Annotated in this window: 23 protein-coding genes; 4 read left to right on the top strand and 19 right to left on the bottom strand. The window is 71.7% G+C overall.

Annotated features, from left to right (window positions below; all coding sequences use genetic code 11):
• Positions 1 to 14: 14 nt before the first annotated feature.
• The 8 genes from ACIA8L_RS07250 to rimP all read right to left on the bottom strand — a co-directional run bounded on the left by ACIA8L_RS07250 (position 15) and on the right by rimP (position 8,564).
• Positions 15 to 1,085, bottom strand: coding sequence for a bifunctional oligoribonuclease/PAP phosphatase NrnA (locus ACIA8L_RS07250; protein WP_395901345.1), 1,071 nt, complete (start codon positions 1,083 to 1,085; stop codon positions 15 to 17).
• Positions 1,082 to 1,567, bottom strand: coding sequence for a 30S ribosome-binding factor RbfA (gene rbfA / locus ACIA8L_RS07245; RefSeq protein WP_395901343.1), 486 nt, complete (start codon positions 1,565 to 1,567; stop codon positions 1,082 to 1,084). Before rbfA ends, ACIA8L_RS07250 begins: the two co-directional genes overlap by 4 nt.
• 182 nt (positions 1,568 to 1,749) lie before the next feature.
• Positions 1,750 to 2,046 carry a DUF503 domain-containing protein gene (locus ACIA8L_RS07240; RefSeq protein WP_395901341.1) on the bottom strand — a complete coding sequence of 99 codons (297 nt, stop codon included), beginning with the start codon at positions 2,044 to 2,046 and terminating at the stop codon, positions 1,750 to 1,752.
• Positions 2,047 to 2,822: 776 nt separating this feature from the next.
• Positions 2,823 to 3,227, bottom strand: coding sequence for a hypothetical protein (locus ACIA8L_RS07235; protein WP_395901339.1), 405 nt, complete (start codon positions 3,225 to 3,227; stop codon positions 2,823 to 2,825).
• Positions 3,228 to 3,404: 177 nt separating this feature from the next.
• Positions 3,405 to 6,491, bottom strand: coding sequence for a translation initiation factor IF-2 (infB, locus tag ACIA8L_RS07230; RefSeq protein WP_395901337.1), 3,087 nt, complete (start codon positions 6,489 to 6,491; stop codon positions 3,405 to 3,407).
• A gap of 158 nt (positions 6,492 to 6,649) precedes the next feature.
• Entirely contained in the window at positions 6,650 to 6,955 is a 306-nt protein-coding gene (locus tag ACIA8L_RS07225) for a YlxR family protein (protein WP_395901776.1), read from the bottom strand.
• Between the two features lie 35 nt (positions 6,956 to 6,990).
• On the bottom strand, positions 6,991 to 8,025 hold the full coding sequence (gene nusA, locus ACIA8L_RS07220; RefSeq protein ID WP_395901335.1) for a transcription termination factor NusA: 1,035 nt from the start codon (positions 8,023 to 8,025) through the stop codon (positions 6,991 to 6,993).
• Positions 8,022 to 8,564 (bottom strand): ribosome maturation factor RimP, encoded by a 543-nt coding sequence (rimP, locus tag ACIA8L_RS07215; RefSeq protein WP_395901333.1) that lies wholly within the window; start codon positions 8,562 to 8,564, stop codon positions 8,022 to 8,024. The genes nusA and rimP overlap by 4 nt, the downstream gene beginning before the upstream one ends.
• Before the next feature lie 208 nt (positions 8,565 to 8,772).
• Between rimP and ACIA8L_RS07210 the strand changes: the two genes are divergently transcribed.
• Positions 8,773 to 9,264 (top strand): hypothetical protein, encoded by a 492-nt coding sequence (locus ACIA8L_RS07210; RefSeq protein WP_395901331.1) that lies wholly within the window; start codon positions 8,773 to 8,775, stop codon positions 9,262 to 9,264.
• Positions 9,261 to 9,692, top strand: coding sequence for a ferritin-like domain-containing protein (locus ACIA8L_RS07205; protein WP_395901329.1), 432 nt, complete (start codon positions 9,261 to 9,263; stop codon positions 9,690 to 9,692). Before ACIA8L_RS07210 ends, ACIA8L_RS07205 begins: the two co-directional genes overlap by 4 nt.
• A gap of 241 nt (positions 9,693 to 9,933) precedes the next feature.
• Here ACIA8L_RS07205 and map read toward each other — a convergent pair whose 3' ends face one another.
• Complete coding sequence (gene map / locus ACIA8L_RS07200) at positions 9,934 to 10,791, bottom strand: type I methionyl aminopeptidase (RefSeq protein ID WP_395901327.1); 858 nt, start codon at positions 10,789 to 10,791, stop codon at positions 9,934 to 9,936.
• Between the two features lie 53 nt (positions 10,792 to 10,844).
• Between map and ACIA8L_RS07195 the strand changes: the two genes are divergently transcribed.
• Positions 10,845 to 11,033 (top strand): hypothetical protein, encoded by a 189-nt coding sequence (locus tag ACIA8L_RS07195; protein WP_395901325.1) that lies wholly within the window; start codon positions 10,845 to 10,847, stop codon positions 11,031 to 11,033.
• On the opposite strand, the gene ACIA8L_RS07190 is transcribed toward ACIA8L_RS07195, so the two are convergent.
• The 10 genes from ACIA8L_RS07190 to ACIA8L_RS07145 form a co-directional block, all read right to left on the bottom strand.
• Complete coding sequence (locus ACIA8L_RS07190) at positions 11,030 to 11,542, bottom strand: Uma2 family endonuclease (RefSeq protein WP_395901324.1); 513 nt, start codon at positions 11,540 to 11,542, stop codon at positions 11,030 to 11,032. The genes ACIA8L_RS07195 and ACIA8L_RS07190 overlap by 4 nt on opposite strands.
• An 88-nt stretch (positions 11,543 to 11,630) precedes the next feature.
• Complete coding sequence (locus ACIA8L_RS07185) at positions 11,631 to 12,350, bottom strand: gamma-glutamyl-gamma-aminobutyrate hydrolase family protein (protein WP_395901322.1); 720 nt, start codon at positions 12,348 to 12,350, stop codon at positions 11,631 to 11,633.
• A gap of 4 nt (positions 12,351 to 12,354) precedes the next feature.
• Positions 12,355 to 13,257 carry an LLM class flavin-dependent oxidoreductase gene (locus ACIA8L_RS07180; protein ID WP_395901320.1) on the bottom strand — a complete coding sequence of 301 codons (903 nt, stop codon included), beginning with the start codon at positions 13,255 to 13,257 and terminating at the stop codon, positions 12,355 to 12,357.
• A gap of 111 nt (positions 13,258 to 13,368) precedes the next feature.
• Positions 13,369 to 14,094 carry a gamma-glutamyl-gamma-aminobutyrate hydrolase family protein gene (locus tag ACIA8L_RS07175; protein WP_395901318.1) on the bottom strand — a complete coding sequence of 242 codons (726 nt, stop codon included), beginning with the start codon at positions 14,092 to 14,094 and terminating at the stop codon, positions 13,369 to 13,371.
• Between the two features lie 64 nt (positions 14,095 to 14,158).
• A complete protein-coding gene (locus ACIA8L_RS07170; RefSeq protein WP_395901316.1) occupies positions 14,159 to 14,926 on the bottom strand; it encodes a 3-oxoacyl-ACP reductase in 768 nt (255 codons plus the stop codon).
• Positions 14,927 to 16,282 (bottom strand): aldehyde dehydrogenase family protein, encoded by a 1,356-nt coding sequence (locus ACIA8L_RS07165; protein WP_395901314.1) that lies wholly within the window; start codon positions 16,280 to 16,282, stop codon positions 14,927 to 14,929.
• Positions 16,283 to 16,305: 23 nt separating this feature from the next.
• On the bottom strand, positions 16,306 to 17,655 hold the full coding sequence (locus ACIA8L_RS07160; RefSeq protein ID WP_395901312.1) for a glutamine synthetase family protein: 1,350 nt from the start codon (positions 17,653 to 17,655) through the stop codon (positions 16,306 to 16,308).
• A 96-nt stretch (positions 17,656 to 17,751) separates the two neighbouring features.
• The gene (locus ACIA8L_RS07155; RefSeq protein WP_395901310.1) at positions 17,752 to 18,495 is read right to left on the bottom strand and encodes a FadR/GntR family transcriptional regulator; all 744 of its coding nucleotides are present in this window, start codon (positions 18,493 to 18,495) and stop codon (positions 17,752 to 17,754) included.
• 70 nt (positions 18,496 to 18,565) lie between these two features.
• Positions 18,566 to 20,143: an amino acid permease gene (locus ACIA8L_RS07150; RefSeq protein WP_395901308.1), complete on the bottom strand. Its 1,578-nt coding sequence runs from the start codon at positions 20,141 to 20,143 to the stop codon at positions 18,566 to 18,568.
• A gap of 21 nt (positions 20,144 to 20,164) precedes the next feature.
• Complete coding sequence (locus ACIA8L_RS07145; RefSeq protein WP_395901306.1) at positions 20,165 to 21,121, bottom strand: choline/ethanolamine kinase family protein; 957 nt, start codon at positions 21,119 to 21,121, stop codon at positions 20,165 to 20,167.
• Positions 21,122 to 21,333: 212 nt separating this feature from the next.
• Here ACIA8L_RS07145 and ACIA8L_RS07140 point away from each other — a divergent pair, with 212 nt between their 5' ends.
• On the top strand, positions 21,334 to 23,820 hold the full coding sequence (locus ACIA8L_RS07140; RefSeq protein WP_395901304.1) for an FAD-dependent oxidoreductase: 2,487 nt from the start codon (positions 21,334 to 21,336) through the stop codon (positions 23,818 to 23,820).
• The last annotated feature ends 287 nt before the right edge of the window (positions 23,821 to 24,107 follow it).

Raw genomic sequence — 24,107 nt, 5'->3', positions numbered from 1 at the left:
GTCCGAGCCAGCAGTTATGGCCCGGATATTCTCCCGGAGTTAACCCTGATGTCCGCAGGTGCCGGCAGCAGCGCACGGACCGCGTCGACGACGTCCTCGACCGGCCCGGTCGCGCTGAACCCGGCCGCGAACCGGTGCCCGCCGCCCCCGAGCGCCACCGCGACCGCGCTCACGTCGACCGCGCCCTTGCTGCGCAGCGACACCGACCACTCGCCCGGGCGCACCGGCTTGACGAGGCACGCGACGTCGGCCTCGGCGACGCTGCGCACGCTGTCGATGAGCGCCTCGACGGCCGACGGCGGCTGGTCGTGGGCGGCCAGTTCGTCGAGCGTGAGGTACGTCCACGCGAACCCGAGCCCGCCCGCGCCCGCGCGCTCCAGGACGACGCGGGCGAGCGCGACACCGAAGAGCCGCAGCGCCCCGACCGGCCGCGTGTCGAACAGGCGCCGGGAGATCTCGCCGACCGGGATGCCGGTCGCGATCAGCCGGGCCGCGAACTCGTGGACGGCCGGGGTCGTGGACGCGAACTTGAACGAGCCGGTGTCGGTGGCCAGGGCGACGTAGAGGCACTCGGCGATGTCGGGTGTGAGCGGTACCCCCAGGCGCCGCAGCAGCCCGTCGGACAGCACGGACGTCGCCGCGGCCGCGGGGTCCACGAGGTTGATCCGGCCGAAGCCCGGGTTGGAGGCGTGGTGGTCCAGGACGATGCCGACGGGCGCGGTCTGCAGCCGGTCGGCCAGGCCCCCGAGCCGCTCGATGCTTGCCACGTCGAACACGAGCATCGCGTCCGGGGCCGGGTCGGCGTCCTCCTCGGCGACGAGCAGTTCGGCGCCCGGCAGCGAGTCGAACGGCGCGGGCGGCCGCATCGTCCCGGGGCACGTCGCGGCCAGGTGCCCGATCCCGAGCTCGGCCGCGACCGCGCGCAGCCCGAGGCCGACCCCGAGCATGCTTCCGAGCGCGTCACCGTCGGGGTTCACGTGGCAGGCGAGCAGCACCCGCGCCCCGGCCGGCAGCCCGCGCAACGCGGCGACGGCCGCCGCCCACTCCGCCTCAGCGGGAAGCGGGGCGGCGGCCGCGCTGCTCACCGTCGGTCCTGGCCCACGGCGACCTCGTCGTCGGCCACGTCGGCCTCGAGGTCGTCATCGGACTCGTCTTCGAGCTTGTAGGGCTGCGGGTCGCCCGCGTAGTGCGCACCGGCCGCCAGCCGCTGGACCTCGGCGTCCGCGGAGCGCGCGCTGGCCAGCAGCTCGTCGATGTGCTTCACCTGCTCCGACACGTCGTCCAGGACGAACGCGAGGCTCGGCGAGTGCCGCAGCCCCAGCGCCTTGCCGACGGTCGAACGCAGCAGCCCCTTGGCGCTCTCCAGGGCGGCCGCGGTGCCGGCCTGCGCCGCCGCGTCGCCGAGCACCGTGTAGAACACGGTCGCCTCACGAAGATCGGCCGTGATCCGAGCGTCAGTGATCGTGATCATGCCGAGCCGGGGGTCCTTGATCTGCGTCCGCACCACTGATGCGACCAGTTCGCGCACGCGCTCCGCGTGTCGCCGCACCTTCGCCGGATCCGTCATCTCGAACACCTCCGCAGCCAAACGGCCCGCCGGCCACCCTGAGGCCGACCCGCGGGACCTGAAGATCTGACCAACGCCTTGACAGTACCCGCGCCCCGCCCGCGAGGCCGCGTACCGATAGGCAGATTTACTCGTCGTGGTCACGGCGCCGCCACTGGTTTCGCCGCAGCGCCGCCGCCGGTTCACTCGTCGTGGTCACCGTGCAGCCGCCGGCGCACCGACAGCAGCTCAAACTCGGGCCGCCCCGCGACCGCGCGCTCACACGTGTCGAGCACCTCCCGCACATGCCCGGCCTCCGCGGCCACGACCGCGATCCCCACTTCAGCCCGCCCGGTGAGGTCAAGCGCCCCAACCTCAGCGACGGACACGTCAAACTTGCGCAAGAACGCGATCAGTGGCCGCACATACCCACGCTTGGCCTTCAACGATCGCGAATCCCCCGGCAGCACCAGGTCGAACACCGCGGTTCCCGTGTACACGGCGCAAGATCCTATCCCGTGAACCGCGCTTCGCGCGCCTGGTTAAAACTGCCTGATAAACCTCATTATGGCTCGGGCCCGCCGCCCTTGCCGACCGTAGTTCCCACCAGACACCGCTCGGCCCTGGCGGGCCTCCCTGCCACGTCCGGGGGTGCGAACGGTAGAAAGCCCGCGCCCTGCGGGCACGGGAACAGCACGAAACGCACGAGCACGACCGCACGAGCGCAGTCGCGCGGTCGCGCGGGCGCGGAGCGCGGGCGTGGGGGCGCGGGCCGGCACGGAGCGCACAGCAACGGGCGGGCGCACGGGCACGGGCGCGGGCGCAGGCCAACGCGGAGCACACAGCAACGCGCGGGCGCACGGGCGCGGGCGCGGGCGCAGGCCAACGCGGAGCACACAGCAACGCGCGGGCGCGCGGCACCAGGCGCGAGAGCAGCGCAAACGCGGAACGCCCAGACGCAGCGCGCGGACGCGGGACGGAACGCAGCGCGGACATGGAACGCACGGAAGCAGCGCGCGGACGCGGAACAGGGAGATCGCACCCGGACTTGACCTCGCCCTGTCAACCTCGCGTAGCGCGCGGACGCGGCACTCGGAGGCCAGGCGTGACACGCGAGGGCGCGAGCAGCAGTAGGGGCCGCGCGGGCGCGGGCTCGGAGCACGGGCACGGAACGCGGGCGCGGGCGCGGAGCGCGGGCACGGGACCGAGCCGTCCGACAGTGCCGAACGGCGCAAGAGCACACGCCGGGGCGCCCAAGCAAGCGTCCCAGCGAAGCTCAGGCCACCAGCCCCGGCACGATGGGCTCGAGCGGCGGGCGGGCCACGATCGGCGGCTCCGGTTCGATCGGGATCGCCGCGGCGCCGGTGGCCGGCAGTGGACCCCTCCTGCGCGGGTGGACGGCCCCGGCGCTGCCTCCGCGCCCGCGGTACACGTACAGCGAATCGGGCGCCACCGCGTCCAGCGCCGCCGTCACCACCGGCAGTTCGCGGAAGCGGGCCCAGTCGCCGGCGTCGTCGAACCCGATCTCGAACACGACCCCGAAATTCTCGGACCGCCAGGACCAGTCGCGGGCCCCGTGGGTCACTGCGGCCTCGATGAGGGCCGCGCTGTGCGCATCACGCCAGAGCCGCGCCGGGTACTCCCCGTCGCGTACCTCGATCGACCACCATTGCAGCTCCATAATGTGATGCACATTACCCCGGCCGCCGGCGAAGCCCAAGGCAAGCCAGAGCCAGAGCCAGAGCCAGAGGAAGCAAGAGGCACGGCAGAAGGTCAGGCAAGTCGGCGAGAGCTGGAAGCAAGCCAAACCAAAGGGGCCGTGGCAAACAAGCCACGGCCCCAGGGGTTACTGCGTCGATCAGGTGCGGGGCTTCTCCCGAAGCTCCCACGTCTCGATGACGTCACCGATCTGGATGTCGTTGTACGTCCCGAGCGTGATACCGCACTCGAAGCCCTCGCGGACCTCGGTGGCGTCGTCCTTGAAGCGCCGCAGACCGGCAATCGTGAGGTTGTCGTTCACCACCGCACCGTCCCGGATCAGGCGCGCCTTGGTGTTGCGCCGGATCAGGCCGTTGCGGACGATGCAGCCCGCGATGTTGCCGAAGCGCGACGAGCGGAAGACCTCGCGGATCTCCGCCGAGCCGAGCTCGACCTCCTCGTAGACCGGCTTGAGCAGGCCCTTGAGGGAGGACTCGATCTCCTCGATGGCTTGGTAGATGACGGTGTAGTACCGGATCTCCACGCCCTCGCGGTCGGCCAGGTCGCGCGTGCGGCCCTCGGCCCGCACGTTGAACCCGATGATGATCGCGTCCGAGGCGCTGGCCAGGTTGACGTCGTCCTGCGTGACCGCACCGACACCGCGGTGGATGATCCGCAGCTGGACCTCGTCCGAGACGACGATCTTGACCAGCGCGTCCTCGAGCGCCTCGACCGAGCCCGAGCCGTCACCCTTGAGGATGAGGTTGAGCGTGGTCTTCTCGCCCTGCTTGAGCTGGTCGAACAGCGTCTCGAGGGTGACCCGGCCGGTGCGCGCCGCCATCTCGGCCGCGCGGCGGCGGGCCTGCCGCTGCTCGGCGATCTGACGGGCGGTGCGGTCGTCGTCGGCGGCGAGGAACGTGTCGCCGGCGCCGGGCACCGAGGTCAGGCCGAGCACGAGGACCGGACGGGCCGGACCCGCGTGCGGCACGGGCTTGCCGTTTTCGTCGAGCATCGCGCGGACGCGTCCGTAGGCGCGGCCGGCGACGATCGAGTCACCGACGTTGAGCGTGCCCTTCTCCACCAGGACGGTGGCGACCGGGCCGCGGCCGCGGTCGAGGTGCGACTCGATCGCGATGCCCTGGGCCGGGCCGTCGGTGGGCGCGCGCAGGTCGAGCGCGGCATCGGCGGTCAGCAGGATGGCCTCGAGCAGTCCGTCGATGTTGATCCGGCTCTTCGCCGAGATGTCGACGAACATGGTCTCGCCGCCGTACTCCTCGGCGACGAGCCCGTACTGCGTGAGCTCCTGCCGCACCTTGGCCGGGTTGGCCTCGGGCTTGTCGATCTTGTTCACCGCGACCACGATCGGCACCTCGGCCGCCTGGGCGTGGTTGAGCGCCTCGATCGTCTGCGGCATCACGCCGTCGTCGGCCGCCACCACCAGGACCACGATGTCCGTGGCCTGGGCACCACGGGCACGCATGGCGGTGAACGCCTCGTGACCCGGGGTGTCGATGAAGGTGACCGCGCGGTCCTCTTCCTCGTGCTGGACGTGGACCTGGTAGGCGCCGATGTGCTGGGTGATGCCACCGGCCTCGCCGCCCGCGACGTTCGTCTGGCGGATCGCGTCCAGCAGCTTCGTCTTACCGTGGTCGACGTGACCCATGACGGTCACGACGGGCGGCCGGACGACCAGGCGGTCCTCGTCGACATCGGCGTCGAGGTCGATGTCGAAGCGGGCCAGCAGCTCGCGGTCCTCGTCCTCGGGGCTGACGATCTGCACGTCGAAGCCGAGGTGCTCACCGAGCAGCAGCAGCGTCTCGTTGGTGCACGACTGGGTAGCCGTCACCATCTCGCCCAGGTTGAACATCTCCTGGACGAGCGAGCCCGGGTTGGCGTTGATGCGGTCGGCGAAGTCCGACAGCGACGCACCCTGCGGGAGGCGGATCGCCTGACCCTGGCCCCGCGGAGCGCCCGAGCCCATGGTGGGCGCGGAGAGGTTGTCGAACTCCTGTCTGCGCTGCTTCTTCGACTTGCGGCCACGCGTCGGCCGGCCACCGGGACGCCCGAAGGCACCCGCGGCACCGCCGCCACGGCCGCGACCGCCGGCGCCACCGCCGGGACGACCGGCACCGGCGCCCGCAGGAGCGCCGCCGCCGCCGGGACCACCGCGGTAGCCGCCGCCACCGCCGGGAGCACCGCCGCCGCCACCGGGACCACCCCGGAAGCCACCGCCGCCACCGCCGCCGCCCCCACCGGGACCGCCGCGGAAGCCGCCACCGCCGCCACCGGGACCGCCGGGGCGACCGGCGCCACCGCCGCCGCCACCGGGACCGCCGCGGAAGCCACCGCCGCCGCCACCGCCGCCGCCGGGACGACCGGGACGGTCACCGCCGGGTCCACCGCCGGGACGACCGGGCCGCTGGCTCGGCATCTGCGACGGGTTGGGCCGGGGCCCGCCCATCTGCGACGGGTTGGGCCGGGGCGGCATCGACGACGGGTTGGGCCGGGGAATGCCACCGGGTGTCGGCGGGCGCGGCGAGGCGCCACCCGACACACCGAACGGGTTGTTGCCCGGAGACCGCGGCGGACGCTGGCCGCCGCCGGGGCGCGGACCCTGACCGGGGCGGGCACCGCCGGCGGCCGGGGCACCGCGGTCCGAGCTCGGCGCGGGGCCGGGCCGGGGACCGGGCGACGGCGCACCCGAGCCACCACCGCTGGGCGGCGGCGGCGCGTCGCGCCGGGTGTTCTCCCGCTGACGGGCCTGCTGGGCGGCCTTCATCGCCGCTTCCTGCTCAGCCTTCAGCGCGGCGGCCCGCTGCTCGGCGGCCGCCACCTCGATGTCGTGCGCACTCGTGGGCTTGACCGCCGGCGGCGCCGGACGCGGCGGGCCGGGTACGGGGCCGCGGCCACCGCCTCCGGGACCACCGGATCCGCCGCCCGCGGGCGGCGCGGGCCGCTTCGGGGGCGCGAAGGGTTTCGCCGTCGGAGACGGCGTCGGACGGGGTGCCGCGGGAGCCGGCGCCGACGAAGGGGCCGACGCGGACGGCGCGGGGGGTGCCGAGGGCGCCGAAGCGGACGACCCTCCACCGTTTTCGAAGCTCGCACGCAGCCGGCGCGCCACTGGCGCTTCGACCGTGCTGGATGCGGACTTCACGTACTCACCGAGCTCTTGCAGCTTCGCGAGTACGGTCTTGCTTTCGACCCCGAGCTCTTTCGCTAGCTCGTGTACGCGGGCCTTGCCTGCCACTACACTCCTCACCTCGAGGCCGGGCGGCAAGTTCCGCTCCGACCTCACTCGTGCACTTGAAGCCTGGTCATCTCAGGGACTTCATCGTGTGCTCATGTCCGTCGTCCTACCTAGCGTGTCCGGGTGGGGCGTCGCGCTCCCACCACCGGCGGTTCCGGTCACTGCGTATGCTCCGGCTCCGTCACCGTCGCCGGGGCGACGGCTTCGGCCAGCGGACCGGTGTCCAGGACACCGGTGACGCGCAAGGCCCGCCCGAAGGCGCGCCGACGCTCCGCTAGCGCGAGGCAGGCCGGATCGGGATGCAGGTGTGCTCCCCGGCCCGGCCGTCTGCGAGCCGGATCGGGGACAGTCCTGAACTGGTCAGGACCGCTCTCGATCGCGACAAATCGCAGCAACTCGGAGGATGACGCACGCTTCCGGCATCCAATGCAGGTGCGAACCGGCGAAACCGGAATCGCGGGCATGCCAGCCGGGGGCGTGCGACGTACCGTCAAGAAGTCTACCCTGCACTTTCGGCGCGCGCCGCGCCCGGTCCGGTGACGTGATCGACGTTGCCGTCCGGAGCGTTGTCCGGTCTGATATCGATCCGCCATCCGGTGAGCCGCGCGGCGAGCCGTGCGTTCTGGCCCTCTCTGCCGATGGCCAGGGAAAGCTGGAAGTCCGGGACGGTCACCCGGGCGGCCCGGTTGGCCGCGTCGACGACCTCGACGTTGAGCGCTTTTGCGGGAGAAAGGGCATTTCCGACGAACTGCGCGGGGTCCTCGGACCAGTCGATAATGTCGATCTTCTCACCGTGCAGCTCGCTCATGACCGCGCGGACGCGCTGCCCCATCGGGCCGATGCAGGCCCCCTTCGCGTTCACCCCGGTGACGGTGGAGCGCACCGCGATCTTGGTCCGGTGTCCGGCTTCTCGCGCGATCGCGGCAATCTCGACAGTACCGTCGGCGATCTCCGGCACTTCCAGAGCGAACAGCCGCTTCACCAGGTTGGGATGCGAGCGCGACAGGGTGACCTGGGGGCCGCGGAAGCCCTTGGCCACGTGCACGACGATCGCCTTGATCCGCTGGCCGTGCTCGTAACGCTCCCCGGGCACCTGCTCGGCCGCCGGCAGCATCCCCTCGATCTTGCCGAGGTCGATGGTGACGATGCCCTTCTCGGCCCGCGCCTCGTGCGCCTGGATCACGCCGGTGACCAGGTCGCCGTCGCGCCCGACGTATTCGCCGAAGTGCGCCTCGTCGGTGGCCTCGCGCAGCCGCTGCAGAATCACCTGCTTGGCCGTCATCGCCGCGATGCGCCCGAAGTCGTGCGGGGTGTCGTCGTACTCACGCACGATCGCCCCGTCCTCGTCGACGTCCTGGGCCAGCACGGAGGCCGCGCCGGTCTTCCGGTCGATCTCGACCCGGGCGTGCGAATTGGCCCCCTCGGTGTGCCGGTAGGCGGTCAGCAGAGCCGTCTCGATCGCCGCGAGGATGGTCTCGAACGGGATCTCGCGCTCGCGCTCCAGTGCGCGGAGGGCCGCAAGGTCGATGTTCATGCCCCGTCCTCCCCTTCCTCGTCGTCGTCCTCGTCTTCGTCGGTCTCTTCGTCGTCGGGGTCGGGCAGGTCGGCCAGCCGCTTCAGCTCGACCTCGACCTTTCCGGGCCCGAGGTCGGCGTACGCGTGCGTCGTGCGTACCCCGTCGACGTCCAGGGTCACCCCGTCGTCGTCGGCGGTCGCGATCCGCCCGGTCACCTCGCGGCCGGCCACCTTGACCTTGACCAGCCGGCTGCGGTTGCGCCGCCAGTGCCGCGGCAGGGTCAGCGGCCGGGAGACTCCCGGCGAGCCGACCTCCAGCTCGTACTCCCCCGCGATCAGCTCGTCACCCTCGGCCTCGGCCTTGTCCAGGGCCGTGGAGATGCTCCGGGACAGCTCGGCGACCTTGTCCAGGTCGACGCCGGCGTCGCTGTCGACGGCGATGCGCAGCAGGTGCTTCCGCCCGACCCGGGTGACGGACAGATCTTCGAGGTCGAAGCCACCGGCGGTGACCACCGGTTCGACCACGGCGAGGAGGCTCTGTCGATGCTGCTGCGCCATAGATCGACACCCCTCCTTCTGGCACCCGCACGGGCGCACGGCTCAACGCCGCCTGCGTCATGTCGCGCGGGCGGCTCGTGCAGAGCGTAACGCGGCGTGCGTGCGGACGCCCCAGCGGCGCTCCCAACGCCACCCGGCAGGGCCATTCACCAGCACCTTCAGAGGGCGGGTGCGCGCACGGAGCGGCCGATGGTGTTCACTGTTGCGCGTGCCTCTCCGCCGACGCGCCCTGCTCGCCGCCGCCGCGGCGGTCACGACCGGGTCGCTGACGGCCTGTGATCTCGGCGGCGACCCGCCCGCGCCGCAGTACGACCCGGCGAGCGACACCCTGATGCCGTTCCTGACCCGCACGGTCGCGCTGCGCGACCGCTACGCCGCCGTCCTGACCGCCGTCCCGGCCCTGCAGGAGCGGCTCGGCCCGCTTAAGAGCGATCACGATCAGCACGTGGTCGCGCTGGCCCGCGAGATCGGCCTGCCCGAGCGCGGCCCCTTCCCCGCCCCCAGCGGGTCCCCGCAGGTCACGGGCTCGGCCGCGCCGGTCCCGGCCGACCAGGCGGCGGCGCTGAAGGACCTGGCCCAGCAGGAGAAGGACGCCCGCCAGGACGCGGAGGGTGTCTGCCTGGCCGCCCCGTCCTACCGGGCCGCGCTCCTGGGCTCGATCGCCGCCTGCCGGGCCGGCCATCAGGAGGTGCTGGCATGACGGCCGCCGACGAGCGCCTGGTCGCGGCATTACAAGCCGAACACGCTGCGATTTATGGGTACGGCGTGCTGGGACCCAAGCTCGACAGCGCGACGATCGCCCTGGCGCATGCCGCCGACAACGCGCACCGCACCCGCCGGGACGCGCTGCTGGTCCGCCTCACCAGCGACGGGGTCACGCCGCCCCCGACCGCACCGTCCTACCAGCTGCCGTTCGCCGTCACCGACCGCGCGGGCGCGCTGAAGCTCGCCGTCCAGCTGGAGGACCGCACGGGGGCCCAGTGGCGCCTGGCGCTGCCCGCCACCGACGGCGACCTGCGCAAGATCGTGCTCGAGGCCCTCATCGACTGCACCACGCGCGCGGTCGCGTTCCGCAAGGCCGGCAGTATGACCCCACTGGTGCCCGTCTTCCCCGGCAAAGACGTCTGAGGCCGATACTCCCGAACTTGTGCCACAGCAAGCCGGCGTCACCCCATCGGGCTGTCCGCTCCGCGACGATCGTTGCATCACGCCACGAGCGTCTAGACGAGAGGAGGGCCAGACATGCGCCGCACCGCGTGGGCCGGTCCGACGATGCAGCCGCGATAAGCGACTGGTCGTACCAACTAATTCGCCGTCTCGTGAGCCTGCCGTCCCGGGGAAGCCATGGGCCCCGGGACGGGCCAGGCCACTACGGCAGCGTCAGGATTTCGTACCCGTCCTCGGTGACGACGATCGTGTGCTCGAACTGGGCCGTCCATTTGCGGTCCTTCGTGACGACCGTCCAGCCGTCCTTCCAGATGTCGTATTCGTGCGTGCCCAGCGTGATCATCGGCTCGATGGTGAACGTCATCCCCGGCTCCATGACGGTGGTGAGCCGCGGGTTGTCGTAGTGGGGCACGTAGAGCCCGGTGTGGAACACCTCGTTGATGCCGTGCCCGGTGAAGTCGCGCACGACGCCGTAGTGGAAGCGCTTGGCGTAGGCCTCGATGACCCGGCCGACGGCGTTGAGCGGCCGCCCGGGCGCGACCGCGCGGATGCCGCGCATCATCGCCTCTTTGGTCCGCTCGACCAGCAGCCGGTCGTCCTCGGCGACGGCGCCGACGCAGAACGTCGCGTTGGTGTCGCCGTGCACCCCGCCGATGAACGCGGTGACGTCGACGTTGAGGATGTCGCCGTCCTCGATCACGGTGGAGTCGGGGATGCCGTGGCAGATCACCTCGTTGAGCGAGGTGCAGCAGGACTTCGGGAAGCCTTTGTAACCCAGCGTCGACGGGTAGGCCCCGTTGTCGCAGAGGAACTCGTGCACCACCCGGTCGATCTCGTCGGTCGTGACCCCCGGCTGCGCGTGCTCCCCGGCGAGCGCGGTCGCCTGCGCGGCCAGCTTCGACGCGACCCGCATCCGCTCGATGATCTCGGGCGTCTGCACGTCGGACCCGCGGTGCTTGGCGGGCGCGCGCTTGCCGACATACTCGGGCCGCGCGATGCCGGCGGGAACCTGACGCCACGGAGTCTGCGTGCCGGGAGCGAGCGGAGCACGAACCTTCATGGCCAGAAGCCTAACGCGCATCAACACGGGCCCGTCCGGGTAACCACCCAGGCATGATCGACGACGACCGCATCCGCGACCGCTCCGACCTGCTGCCCGAGGAACTCGCCGCCGGCAGTGACGATCCAGAAGCCCAGGCGGCGGCGGTACTGCAAGACTCCGACGACCGCGAGCAGTACCGCGAAACCGCGCCCGACCTGCGCATCGAGCACCGCACCTCGGACGAGGCGGCCGCGTCCTAGTTCAGCGCCTCGATCGGCACCACGCCGGTGAGCTGATAGGCACCACCACGCAGGTCGTGCTTCCACACGACGTGGCTCTCGGGGGTGCGCTCCACCCGCCAGAAGTGGGGCACCCCCGCCCGCGCGTAGGCGAGCGGCTTCACGAGCCGGTCCATGTCCTCCGAGGTCTGCTGCACCACCTCGACCACGATCTCCACGATCGCCGGCGAAAAGACACACTGGTCCGGTTCAAGTTCGGCACCCTCCCGCAACACGGTGATGTCCGGCAGGTAGAGACTCCGCTCCCCGATCCCTATCCCGATGCCGAAAAAGCTTTCGCGCTCGGACCCGAAGAAATGACCCTGCACCTCGGACACCGCAACCGCATGATGGCCCCAGGACAGCGGCAGGACGAGCAGCACACCTTCGTGCAATTCGAACCGCAGCCCCTCGACTTCGTCGAGGGCCACGACGTCCTCGATGGTCCAGCAGCCCGAAGGTGGAGGGCGGAGCAGCAGCGCCTGGCTCAAGGGGTCCACTGAACCCCCACGCGGGTTGTCCTCACGCGGGAGAGAGTAGCAGTGATGAGGGCCTTGTGGCCACTTGGCTCGAACAAGTTCAGCGCTGGGCCGCCACCTGGTCCCGGCGCACCCGCGCGGCCTCGACGAAGGCCTCGAACAGGCGGAAGTCCGTCGTGTCCTCCGGATGCCACTGGACGCCGACGGCGAAGCTGCGCGACGGGTCCTCGACGACCTCGATGAGGTTGTCCTCGGGGCACCAGCCGGTCGGAGCGAGGCGCCCCGGGTCGGCGCAGCCCTGGTGGTGGAACGAGTTGACGATCACCGCCTCGCCCAGGATCGCGGCCGTGCGCGAGCCCGGCGTGAGGCGGACCGGGTGCTCGCCGAACTTCGGGCCGCTCACCGGGCGGTGGTTGTGGTGGCCGAGGACGTCGGGGAGGTGCTGATGGAGGCGGCCGCCGTAGGCGACGCACATGAGCTGCATGCCGCGGCAGATGCCGAACAGCGGGAGGTCGGCCTCCAGGGCGGCCCGCATGAGCAGCAGCTCGGCGGCGTCGCGCTCGGGCTTGACCTTGGTGGTGGCGTGCGGCGGCTCACCGTAGAGGTCCGGGTTCACGTCAGAGCCGCCGGTGAACATGATCCCGTGCAGGCCGTCGAGGACGTCGGCGTCGGGGTCGTCCGGGGTGACGAGGACGGCGCGGCCGCCCGAGGCGTGCACGGCGTGCACGTAGGAGAGCGGCAGGACCGCGGAGAAGGTGTCGTTGAGCCCGAAGCGGGTTTCCTCGGCGTACGTGGTCAGGCCGATGACCGGTCGCGACATGCCCTCAACTTAGCCCTCGCGGGGTGAGGTTGTGCAGGATGTCCAGGGCCCGCTCCTCGGCCGCGTCCGGGTCGGCGTCGAGGCTCGCGATCGACGGGTCGAAGTTGAGGTCGTAGAAGATCTCGGTGACCCCCTGGGTGCCGAGCCAGGCGACGTCCTCGCGGATCTTCTCCCAGGACCCGTTGAGGATCTCGCGCCCGGGCCGGAACAGCGCGCCCCGGCACACGATGCGCAGGAGGTCCGGGTCGCTGCCGGCCTTCTCCGCGCCCGCGCGCACCAGCTCGATGTCCTTGGCGATCTGCGTCAGGTCGTGCGCGCTGCGGCTGACCCACCCGTCGGCGATCTCGCCCGCCCGTCGCAGCGCCGCCGGCACGGACCCGCCGAGCAGAATCGGCACCCCGCCCTCCTGGACGGGCCGGGGCAACATCCGCCCGGGCGGCACGGTGTAGAACTCCCCGGCGAACGCACTGACGTCATCCCGCCACAGCGACCGCAGCACCGCCACGAACTCCCGGGTCCGCGCCGCCCGCCGCTCCCCACTGGCCCCCGCCGCCGTGAACTCCGCCTCCGACCACCCGGTCCCGAGCCCGAGATCCACCCGCCCGCCACTGAGCACGTCAAGGCTGGCCACCTGCTTGGCCAGGTAGGCCGGGCTCAGGAACGGCAGGTTGATGACCGCCACTCCGAGCCGAATCGTCGTGGTCAGCGCCGCGGTGTACCCGAGCGCGACCAGCGGATCGAGCACGCTGCGATAGAACGGGTCGATCTCCTGCTCAGCCCCGACGTAGAGCCGCTGAAACGACCAGAGCGAGTCGTACCCTTCCCGCTCCGCCGCCACCGCGACCCGCCCCACCCGCTCGGGCGTAGCCCAAGTCCCCGACACCGGCAGCCCGAACCCGATCCGCATGCGCCAAACCTACCCACCCACCCCTCTTCCCGAACCGCTCACCGCCACCAAATGCCCACGCGCCCGCGCGCGTCCGTGCGGGCTGGGGGTGAACGGCGGGTGGGTGGCGGGTCAGTGGACGGCGATCGGCGAATCCAGGCCCGCGGCCGCGTGGACGAGGGCGGCGAAAGGTCGGACGTCGCCGATCTCCTCCGGGTGCCACTGGACGCCGAGGACGAACCGGTGCGCGGGGTCCTCGACGGCCTCGATCACCTCGTCGTCGGCCCAGCCGGTCACGGTGAGGTCGCCGGGCGACCCGATCGCCTGATGGTGGTAGGAGTTGACCTCGTCCGCGGGTCCGAAGATCCGCTCCGCGCACGACCCGGCCGCGAACCGGGCCGGGTGCACCCCGTAGACCCCGGACGCCGGCTGGTGCCGCGCGTTGCCGAGGACGTCGGGCAGGTGCTGGATCAGCGACCCGCCGTAGGCGACCGCCAGCAGCTCCGCGCCTCGGCACACGCCCAGCACCGGCAGGTCGGCCGTGAGCGCGGCGTGCAGCACCGCCAGCTCCCCCGCGTCCCGCTCGGGCCGGGTGACGGTGCTCGGATGCGCCTCCGCGCCGTACCGCGCGGGGTCGATGTCGGCGCCCCCGGCCAGGACCAGACCGTCGAGCCGTTCGATGAGCGCGGCCGCGTCCTCGGGGCCGCCGAGGTAGTCGGGCGGGATGACGACCGCGCGGGCGCCGGCGGCGCGCACCATCCGCACGTACGCCTCCGGGACCAGCACCGCCCGGGTGTCCCAGACGCCCCAGCGCGCCGTTTCCGCATATGCGGTGATGCCGATGATCGGCCTAGACATATTCGTTCACATCGCTTCCCCACCTGGCCCGCGGACCGGCGCATCGACCACTTCGCACGTGGGCCTACAGCGGCGTGACGTACGCGCCCGTGATGCCGCCATCGACCAGGAACGTCGACGCCGTGATGAAGGAGGCGTCGTCGCTGGCCAGGAACGCGACCGCGCCCGCGATCTCCTCCGGCGTGCCGAACCGGCCCATCGGCACGTGCACGAGCCGGCGCTGGGCCCGCTCGGGGTCCTTCGCGAACAGCTCCATCAGCAGCGGTGTCGCGATCGGCCCGGGGCAGAGGGCGTTGACGCGTACCCCCTGGCGCGCGAACTGCACACCGAGCTCCCGGGTCATCGACAGCACCGCACCCTTGGAGGCGGTGTAGGCGATCTGCGACGTCGCCGCGCCGAGCAGCGCGACGAAGCTGGCGGTGTTGATGATCGAGCCCTTGCCCTGCGCGAGCATGTGCGGGAGGGCGTACTTGCAGCAGAAGTACACGCTGGTGCTGTTCACCTTCAGCACGCGCTCCCAGGCCTCGACGCCGGTGTCCAGGATGGAGTCGTCGTCCGGGGGCGAGATGCCGGCGTTGTTGAAGGCGATGTCGAGCCGGCCGTGGCGCTCGACGACGCCGTCGAAGAGGGTCTTGACCGCGGCCTCGTCGGCGACGTCGACGGCCACGAACTCGCCGCCCACCTCCTGCGCGGCCGCCTTGCCGGCCGCCTCGTTCAGGTCGACGGCGACCACCTTCGCGCCCTCGGACGCGAAGCGGCGAGCGGTCGCCAGGCCGATGCCGCTGCCGGCGCCGGTGATGACCGCGACGCGGTCCTGCAGACGTGGCTGCACCTATACCTCCGTGCTGAAGAAGACGTTCTTGACTTCACAGAACGCGGCGACCGCGTCCGGGCCGAGCTCGCGGCCGAGGCCGCTCTGCTTGACCCCGCCGAACGGGGTCCAGTACCGCACCGAGGAGTGCGAGTTGACGCTGAGCGCGCCGGTCTCCACGCCCCGCGCGACGCGGATGCCGCGGCCGAGGTCGCGGGTCCAGATCGAGCCGGACAGGCCGTATTCGGTGTCGTTGGCCAGCCGCACCGCCTCGTCCTCGTCGGCGAAGGGCAGCACCGACAGGACCGGGCCGAAGATCTCCTCGCGCCAGTGCCGGTCCTGCGCGGACGCGGCGGTGAGCACGGTCGGCGCCATCCAGTAGCCGGGCCCGTCGGGGGCGCTGCCGCGGAACGCGACCGCGGCCTCGTCGACGTAGGAGCGGACGCTGTCGCGCTGGCCGGCCGAGATCAGCGGGCCCATCTGCGCCGACTCCAGGGCCGGGTCCTCGCAGCGGAAGGACCGCACGGACTGCTCCAGCAGGGCCATGAACCGGTCGTACACGCTCGCCTGCACGAGCAGCCGCGACCGCGCGCAGCAGTCCTGGCCCGCGTTGTCGAACACGGAGCCGGGCGCGGACGCGGCCGCCCGCTCCAGGTCGGCGTCGGCGAAGACGATGTTGGAGCTCTTGCCGCCGAGCTCCAGCGTCACCCGTTTCACCTGCTCGGCGCAGCCGGCCATGATCCGCTTGCCGACCTCGGTGGAGCCGGTGAAGCAGATCTTGCGCACGAGCGGATTGGTGACGAAGCGCTGACCGACGATCGACCCTTTTCCCGGCAGTACCGTGAAAACGTCTTGTGGAATGCCCGCTTCCAGGGCCAGCTCGCCGAGCCGGATCGCGGTCAGCGGCGTGAGCTCGGCCGGTTTCAGCACGACGGTGTTGCCCGCGGCCAGCGCGGGCGCGAAGCCCCAGCCGGCGATCGGCATCGGGAAGTTCCACGGCACGATGACGCCGACGACGCCGAGCGGCTCGTAGAAGGTGACGTCGAGGCCGCCGGCGACCGGGATCTGGCGGCCGCTGAGCCGCTCGGGCGCGCCCGCGTAGTAGTCGAGGACGTCGCGGACGTTGCCGGCCTCCCAGCGGGCGTTGCCGATGGTGTGCCCGGCGTTGCGCACCTCGAGCTGGGCGAGCTCCTCGTTGTGCGCGTCGACCACGGCGGCGAAGCGGCGCAGCAGGCGCGCGCGGTCGCCCGGTGACACCGCCCGCCAGCTGGCGAAAGCGGCGTGGGCGCGCTCGATCGCGGCGTCGGTCTCCGCTTCGGTCAGCGACGGTACGGTCGCCACGACCCGCTCATCGACCGGCGAGATGACGTCGTGCATAGAAACCCTTTCAGAAGTACCCGCTAAAGGCGCTCGAAGCCGCGCACGAGCTCCCAGTCCGTGACCGCCGCGTCAAACGCTGCCAGCTCGATGCGCGCCATGTTGGCGTAATGCGCCACGACGTCCTCCCCGAACGCCGCCCGCGCGGCCGCGCTGCCCTCCCACAGTTTGAGGGCCTCCCGCAGCGTGGCCGGCACCCGGGGCGCGTCCGCGTCCTCGTAGGCGTTGCCGGTGTACACGTCCTCGAGCTCGAGGGAGTTGCGGATGCCGTGCAGCGCGCCCGCGCACAGGGCGGCGATGGCGAGGTACGGGTTCACGTCCGCGCCCGGCACCCGGTTCTCGACCCGCATGGAGGGGCCGTGCCCGACGAGGCGCAGGGCGCAGGTGCGGTTGTCCAGACCCCAGCGCACCGCGGTCGGCGCGAACGAGCCGGCCTGGAAGCGCTTGTACGAGTTGATGTTGGGCGCGTAGAAGAGCGTGAACTCGCGCAGCGTGGCGAGGATGCCGGCCATGGCGCTGCGGAACATCGGTGACACGCCGTGCTCGCCGTCGCCCGCGACCGCGCTGCGCCCGTCGGCCCCGCGCAGCGAGAAGTGGATGTGGCAGGAGTTGCCCTCCCGCGCGTTGGGCTTGGCCATGAACGTGATCGACACGCCCTCCTGGGCGGCGATCTCCTTGGCCCCGTTCTTGTACAGCACGTGCCCGTCGGCGTTGGGCAGCGCGGCGTCGTAGCGGAAGGCGATCTCCAGCTGCCCGAGGTTGCACTCGCCCTTCGCGCTCTCGGGTGTGAGGCCGGCCGCCGCCATGTCGTTGCGGATGCGGCGCAGCAGCGGTTCGACGCGCGCCGTCTGCAGCAGCGAGTAGTCGGAGTTGAACAGGGTGACGGGCGTCAGGTCGCGGTACCCCTGCCGGAACGCGTCCTCGTAGGACTCCCGGAACGCGATGAACTCCAGCTCGGTGCCGGTGTAGGGCGCGTATCCGGCCTCGCTCAGCCCGTCCAGCTGGGCCTGCAGCACCTGGCGCGGGGACGCGGCGACCGGGCGGCCGTCGAGCAGTTGCAGGTCGGCGAGGACGAGTGCGGTGCCCGGGAGCCAGGGGACCCGTCGCATCGTGCTGAAGTCGGGGATCATCGCGAAGTCGCCGTAGCCGCTGGACCAGGAGGACATGGCATAGCCGTCGACGGTGTTCATGTCGACGTCGACGGCGAGCAGATAGTTGCAGCCCTCGGTGCCGTGTGCGACGACGTCGTTGAGGAAGTGCCCGGCGTGGAACCGTTTGCCCTGCAACCGGCCCTGCATGTCGGTGATCGCCACGACCACGGTGTCGATCTCGCCATCGTTCACGGCGATACGCAGCTGCTCGACGCTCAACATGCAGTACCCCTAAAAGGTCTAGAAAGAAACCATAAACGCAATCCAGCGGGCCGCGCAACCAGCGCGCCGCGACCGCGCGGCCGCGCGGCCGCGCGCTCAGCCCAGCAGACCGCGCAACAACGCCGCGGTGGCGTCGCAGTGCTCTTCCATCTCCGTGCGGGCCACGCCCGGGTCGCCCGCCAGGATCGCCTCGACCACCCGCTCGTGCTGGGCGTCGGAGTGGTCGAGGTTGCGCCGCAGCACCGGGATCGCGGCCAGCAGCCGGTCCAGGCGCAGCTGCACGTCGGCGATCGACGCCGCCACCGAGGTGGACCCGCTGGCCGCGGCGATCGCCAGGTGCAGCCGCGAGTCGTTGACCCGGCGGGTCAGCGGGTCCCGCGTCCGCGCGGCGCTCAGGCACGCGACCAGGTGCTGCCGGTCGGCCCCGGAGAGCGCCCGGGTGGCGGCCAGCGCGGCCGCGCCCGGCTCCAGCACCCGGCGGAAGTCCAGCGCGTCGTGCAGCGCGTCACCCATCTCCCGGGCCAGCGCCGCGGCGTCCTGGACCTGACCGGGCTCCCCCGCCTCGCCGGTCGCCCGGACCACGAACGTGCCACCGGAGCGGCCCCGGCGCGACTCGAGGAAACCGGCCTCGCGCAGCGCCGCGATCGCCTCCCGCAGCGTGACCCGGCTGACCTGCAGCCGCTCGGCGAGTTCCCGCTCGGGCGGGAGCCGCTCGCCGACCGGCACGAGGCCGAGCCGGATCGCCTGGGCCAGCCGGGCGACGGTGATCTCGAACGCGTTGCCGCCCCGGACCGGGCGCCACATCGGCACGCCCGAAAGCGGCTCCGTCGCCACCGGCATCCGACCTCCCCGATAGGTCTCCGGGCCGGCCCGGAAGGACCGGCCCGGAAACCATCATCCCTCAGTACTCCTACGGAGCGGCCGTGTCGTCGGCCGCCGCGGCCGTATCCTCGGCCAGGGCCTGGTCGATGGTCCGGATCGGGCCCTTGAACCACTGCTTGGCCGATGCCACCCACCACACCGCCGCGCCACCGATCACCAGGAGCAGTGCCAGCGGTGCGTAGTTGACCGCCGTCCAGGTGAACCCGTCGTTGCCCGGGATCGCGGTCGGCGTGAACGGCATGATGAAGTAGATCGACACCACGATGATCTCCACCACCGCGATCCAGCCGAGCACCTTGTACTTCGAGCCCAGCGTCCACGGCCCGGGGACGAACCGGTCGCCCATGCGCAGCCGCAGGTAGATCGGGATGAGGAACGCGACGTACAACCCGATGACGGCGACGGAGACGACGGCGTAGAACGCGGTCGGCGTGCCGGTCGGACTCTTGTACAGCGCGGGCAGCGTCAGCACCAGGCCGGCGACCGCCGCGCCGATGATCGCGTTGACCGGCGTGCCGTTGCGGTCCACTTTGGACCACAGCCGCCAGCCCGGCACGGCGCGGTCGCGGCTGAACGCGTAGGTCATCCGGGACATGCTCGTCACGCAGCTCATGCCGCAGAAGAACTGCCCGATGGTGGAGATCAGGATGACGGCCTTGAAGAAGCCGGGGCTCAGTGCGGTCTCGAAGATGGCCCCCGAGAACCCGTTGGCCTTGGTGATCGCGTCCACATCGGTCGCCGCGAAGAGGAACGCCAGCAGCAGAATCCAGCCGCCGATCGCCGAGTAGAAGATCGACTGCCAGAGACCCCGCGCGGCCGCCTTCGAGGCGCCGATGGTCTCCTCCGAGACATGGGCACAAGCATCGAAGCCCGTGATGGTGTACTGCGTGAGCAGGAAACCGAACGGCAGCACGAGGAACCAGTAGGTGCTGTCGGAGTAGCCGGAGTTGTTGAATCGCTCCGTGAAGACGAATGACAGGCTCTGGTGCTTCTCCGGCACGAAAATCAGGATCAGCACGACCGCGGCCGCGCCCGCCACGTGCCACCACACCGAGACGTTCTGCAGCACGTCGATGATGTTGTGACCCCAGATGTTGATCGCGACGTGCGCGGCCAGGATCACGACGAACAGCAGGAACGTCAGGTTGAGGTTGAGGCTGTCCCAGCTGGTGTAGGCGTCCAGGACGAGGCTCAGGAACGTCGCGCAGCCGTAGTCGACCGATGCGGTGACCGCGACCAGCCCCACCAGGTTGAGCCAGCCCGTGAACCAGCCGTGCACCGGCTTGCCCATCTTGGCGGCCCACCAGTAGATGCCGCCCGCCGTCGGGAACGCCGAGACCAGCTCCGACATGCAGAAGCCGATGATGAGGATGAAGATCGAGATGAGCGGCCAGCCCCACGAGATCGCGATCGGGCCGCCGTTCATCCAGGCCTGGCCGAAGGTGGTGAAACAGCCGGCGAGGATCGAGATGATGGAGAACGAGATGGCGAAGTTGGAGAACCCGCTCCACTTGCGCCGCAGCTCCTGCTTGTAACCCAGCTCGGCGAGCCGCTGCTCGTCGTCGTCGTGGGTCGGTAGGCCGGCCTGGGTCGGCGATGCCGACATGGCACCTCCTCGGTTGAGAAATTAGGGGGTGGTGGTGGTGTTCCTTCCGCTCACCGTGCCCAGCAGGCGCCCGAGCGCGGGGTCGTCCAGCGCGGCCCGCGCCTGTCCCCACTTGTCGGCCGCCTCCGCCGCGTAGTCGAAGCCCGCCACGTCCTCACCGCGGGCGGCGGCGAGGAGTCCATGGTGGACGGTGAACCACAGGGCCCAGGTCACGTTGGACGCGATGTGGAACAGCCGGACCCGCGCCAGCAGCGCCGGGCTGAACTCCTCGCCGAAGTACGCCTCGGCGAGCAGGCCGGTGAGGTCCGGGTCGTAATCCGCCTCGGCGGCGATGTCGCCGAGTTCGAACGCCGGGTCGTTGTTGCCGGAGAGCTGGTAGTCGATGATCCGCACGCCGCTCGGCGTGGCGATGAAGTTCTCCGCGAGCAGGTCGTTGTGGCAGGGAAGGGCTCTGAGTGGACGCGCGTGGAGCGCCTGCCGCAGCGCGTCCACTGTGGAGTCCCCGCCGTGGTAGCCGTCCGGCAGCGGCAGGTCGTTGCGCCGGCAGATCTCCAGCAGCTCCGCCCGCTTGGCGAAGATGTCGAAGTCGTTGCCGAACGCGGGCCCCGAGTGCAGCCGCCGGCACGCCTCGGCCAGCGCCGGGATCACCTCGGGCCGGCGCACCTCGGCCGGTCCGAGCGTGCGCCCGGGCAGGTACTCCAGGACGATCGCGGGCACGTCGGGCAGCGTGGCGTACACCTGCGCCCCGACGGTCTCCGCGGCCGTCTCGGTGTTGGCGATCTCCCGCGCGGGCGCGACGCCGAGCCCGGCCGCCGAGACCGCCGGCTCCAGCACCCGCAGCACGTACGGCACCCGGTCGACGTCGACGCGGTACACGTGATGGGACAGCCCACCCTGCAACCGCTGCCACTCGACCGCGCGCCCCATCCACGACGGGACCCGCTCCAGCAGGTCCGCGATGGACGGCACCGCACTCATGGCTCCGGGCCCCTTCGCCGCGATCCGCCGGCCGAATAGGGACGAAGCCAGGCCTTTAACCCGGCAGTTCCTCTGTGATCGGCGTCATGGTGGCACCGAGTTAACGCCGCCGTAAGCCGCACGTCAAGAGCGATCTTCACGTTTACGCCCCGGAAACAAGTGGCACATGTTCAGACCTTTTCCGCGATGTGGTATTGGGCCACAATCATGCGATGTCGATCGAGCCGACCCCGCGGCCGGAGCCGCCCGCGGACACGCCCTCGGCCCTGCCCGCCACGGCGCGCGCCGTCGTGATCGGGGGTGGGGTGGCCGGATGCTCGATCGCGTATCACCTCGCCCGCCTCGGATGGAGCGACGTGCTGCTGATCGAGCAGCACGAGCTGACCGAGGGCACGACGTGGCACTCGGCGGGTTTCGTCGGGCAGCTGCGCTCGACGGTCAGCCAGACCCGCATGATCATGTATTCGTCGGGGCTGTACGCGGAGCTGCGGGAGCTCACCGGGCTCGACCCCGGGTGGCGGGGAGTCGGCGGGCTGCGGCTGGCCACCTCGCCGGAGCGGGTGGAGGAGCTGCGGCGCCAGGCCAGCTCGGCGGCCACCTACGGACTCGACATGGAGCTGCTCGGGCCGGCCGCGACCGTTGATCGGCTGCCGCTGCTCAACGTGGCCGACGTACGCCTGGCCGGGTGGCTGCCCGGCGACGGGTGGCTGGAGCCGGCCCGCCTGGGCACCGCGCTCGCGGCCGGGGCCGAGCGGCTCGGCGTACGGATCGTCACCGGCACCCGGGTCACGGGCGTCACCGTCGCGGGCGGGCGGGTGCACGGCGTCGTCACCACCGCGGGCGCGGTCGCGGCCGACGTGGTGGTCAACGCGGCCGGCGCGGCCGCGGGCCACGTGGGCCGGCTCGCGGGCGTCGACCTGCCGATCGTGCCGATCAAGCATCAGTACGTCGTGTCCGCGCCGCTCTCCGACGCCTCCACGATGGACATCCCGACCGTCCGCGACCCGGACCGCATCGTGTACTTCCGCGGCGCCGACGAGACCGGGCTGCTCGTCGGCGGGTACGTGCGCGACCCCTCCCCCTGGCAGCCGGCGGCTGGCGCCCCGCTGGACGAGGCCCGGACCCTGTTCGCGCCCGACCTGCCGAAGTTCGCCGAATCGTGGGCCAACGCCCGCCACCGCGTGCCGGAGCTGCGGGCCCTGGACATCGCCCGGGTCGTGCACGGGCCGGAGGCGTTCACACCCGACGGCGAGTTCCTGCTCGGTGAGACGCCGGTCGCGGGATTCTGGGTCGCGGCCGGGTTCTGCGTCCACGGGCTGGCCGCGGCCGGGGGCGTCGGCAAGGTCATGGCCGAGTGGATCGCCGAGGGCACGCCCGAGTACGACGTGTCCACCATGGACGTGCGGCGGTACGGCCGGTATGCGGGGAGCCGGCGGTGGGCGGGCGCCCGCGCGCTGGACGGCTACTCCCGGTACTACGACGTGGTCTACCCCGGCCAGGAGTGGGCGACCGCGCGGCCGCTGCGCCGCTCCGCCGTCTGGCCGCGGCTGGCCGAGCTCGACGCCGAGCTGGGCGAGAAGGCCGGCTGGGAGCGGGTCAACTGGTTCGGCGTCAACGCCGAGCTCACCCCGCAGGCCCAGCGGCCGAAGGGCTGGGCCGGGCGCCACTGGTCCCCCGCGATCGCCGGCGAGGTCGCCGCGACCGCGCGCGCGGCGGGCCTGTTCGACCAGTCCTCGTTCGCCAAGCTCGACGTACGCGGGCGCGGCGCGCTGGACCTGCTGCAGCACCTGTGTGCCAATGACGTCGGGCGGCCGACTGGCAGTTTGACGTACACCCAGATGCTGAACAGCCGCGGCGGCATCGAGGCCGACCTGACCGTCACGCGGCTCGGCGAATCGCACTTCCGCCTGGTCACGAGCACCGCCAGCGGGGTCAGGGACGCCGACTGGATCCGCAAGCACGCCCTCGCCCAGGACGCCGACGTGATCGTCGACGACGTCACCGGCGCGTACGGCTGTCTATGCCTGTGGGGCCCCCGCGCGCGCGACATCCTGCAGCCGCTGACCGACACGTCACTCGCGGCCTCCGACTTCAAGTTCATGCGCGCCGTCAACCTGTTCGTCGGCCCGGTGCCGGTGCTGGCGCAGCGGGTGACGTTCGTCGGGGAGCTGGGCTGGGAGCTGTACGCCCCGACCGAGTACGTCCTGACGCTCTGGGACCTGCTGCAGGAGGCCGGCCGCCCGCACGACCTGCGCCCGGCGGGCTACCGCGCGATCGACTCGATGCGCCTCGAGAAGGGGTACCGCGTGTGGGGCAGCGACCTCACCACGGACACGAGCCCGCTCGCGGCCGGGCTGGCCCCGTTCGTCCGCTTGGACAAGCCGTTCCTGGGTCGCGCGGCGCTGCTGGCCGAACGCGACGCCGGCCCGCTCCCGCGCCGGCTGCGCTGCCTGGTCCTGGACGACCCGGGCACGGTGTGCCTGGGCAGCGAGCCGGTCCGCATCAACGGCATACCGGCCGGCCGCGTCACGTCGGGCGGCTTCGGCTACCGCGTGGGCGCCTCGATCGCCTACGCGTACCTCCCGGGCGACGTCCCCGCCGGCACCCCGGTGGACGTCGGCATCTTCGACCGCTGGGTACCGGCGGTGGTCCGCCAAGATCCGCTGTACGACCCGAAGATGCTCCGCGTCCGCGCGTAACCCGCCACCCCACCGACGACCTCCTCCGCGCCGATCCCCTACTACACGGCCGCGACCGCGCGCACCACCACCGCACCGCGTCACGCAGCCAGGCCTGGTCGCGCAACGTTCTGGCCACGCGTCGCGCCACCGCGACCCCGCACGCGACCGCGCGTATCTCCAGCGCGGCCGTGCTTGGCCACGCGAGGCAATGACCTGCCGCTCCTGGGCGCCTCATGGGCAGGTACCCAGCTCAGGCGCGCCCGCGCAGCACTGATTCGCCGGCGCGCGGGCGCGTACGGAACCGT

The organism is Dactylosporangium sp. NPDC051541 (genome assembly GCF_044454505.1).
Taxonomy (GTDB): domain Bacteria; phylum Actinomycetota; class Actinomycetes; order Mycobacteriales; family Micromonosporaceae; genus Dactylosporangium.
This window is presented reverse-complemented; position numbering and strand designations above follow the sequence as displayed.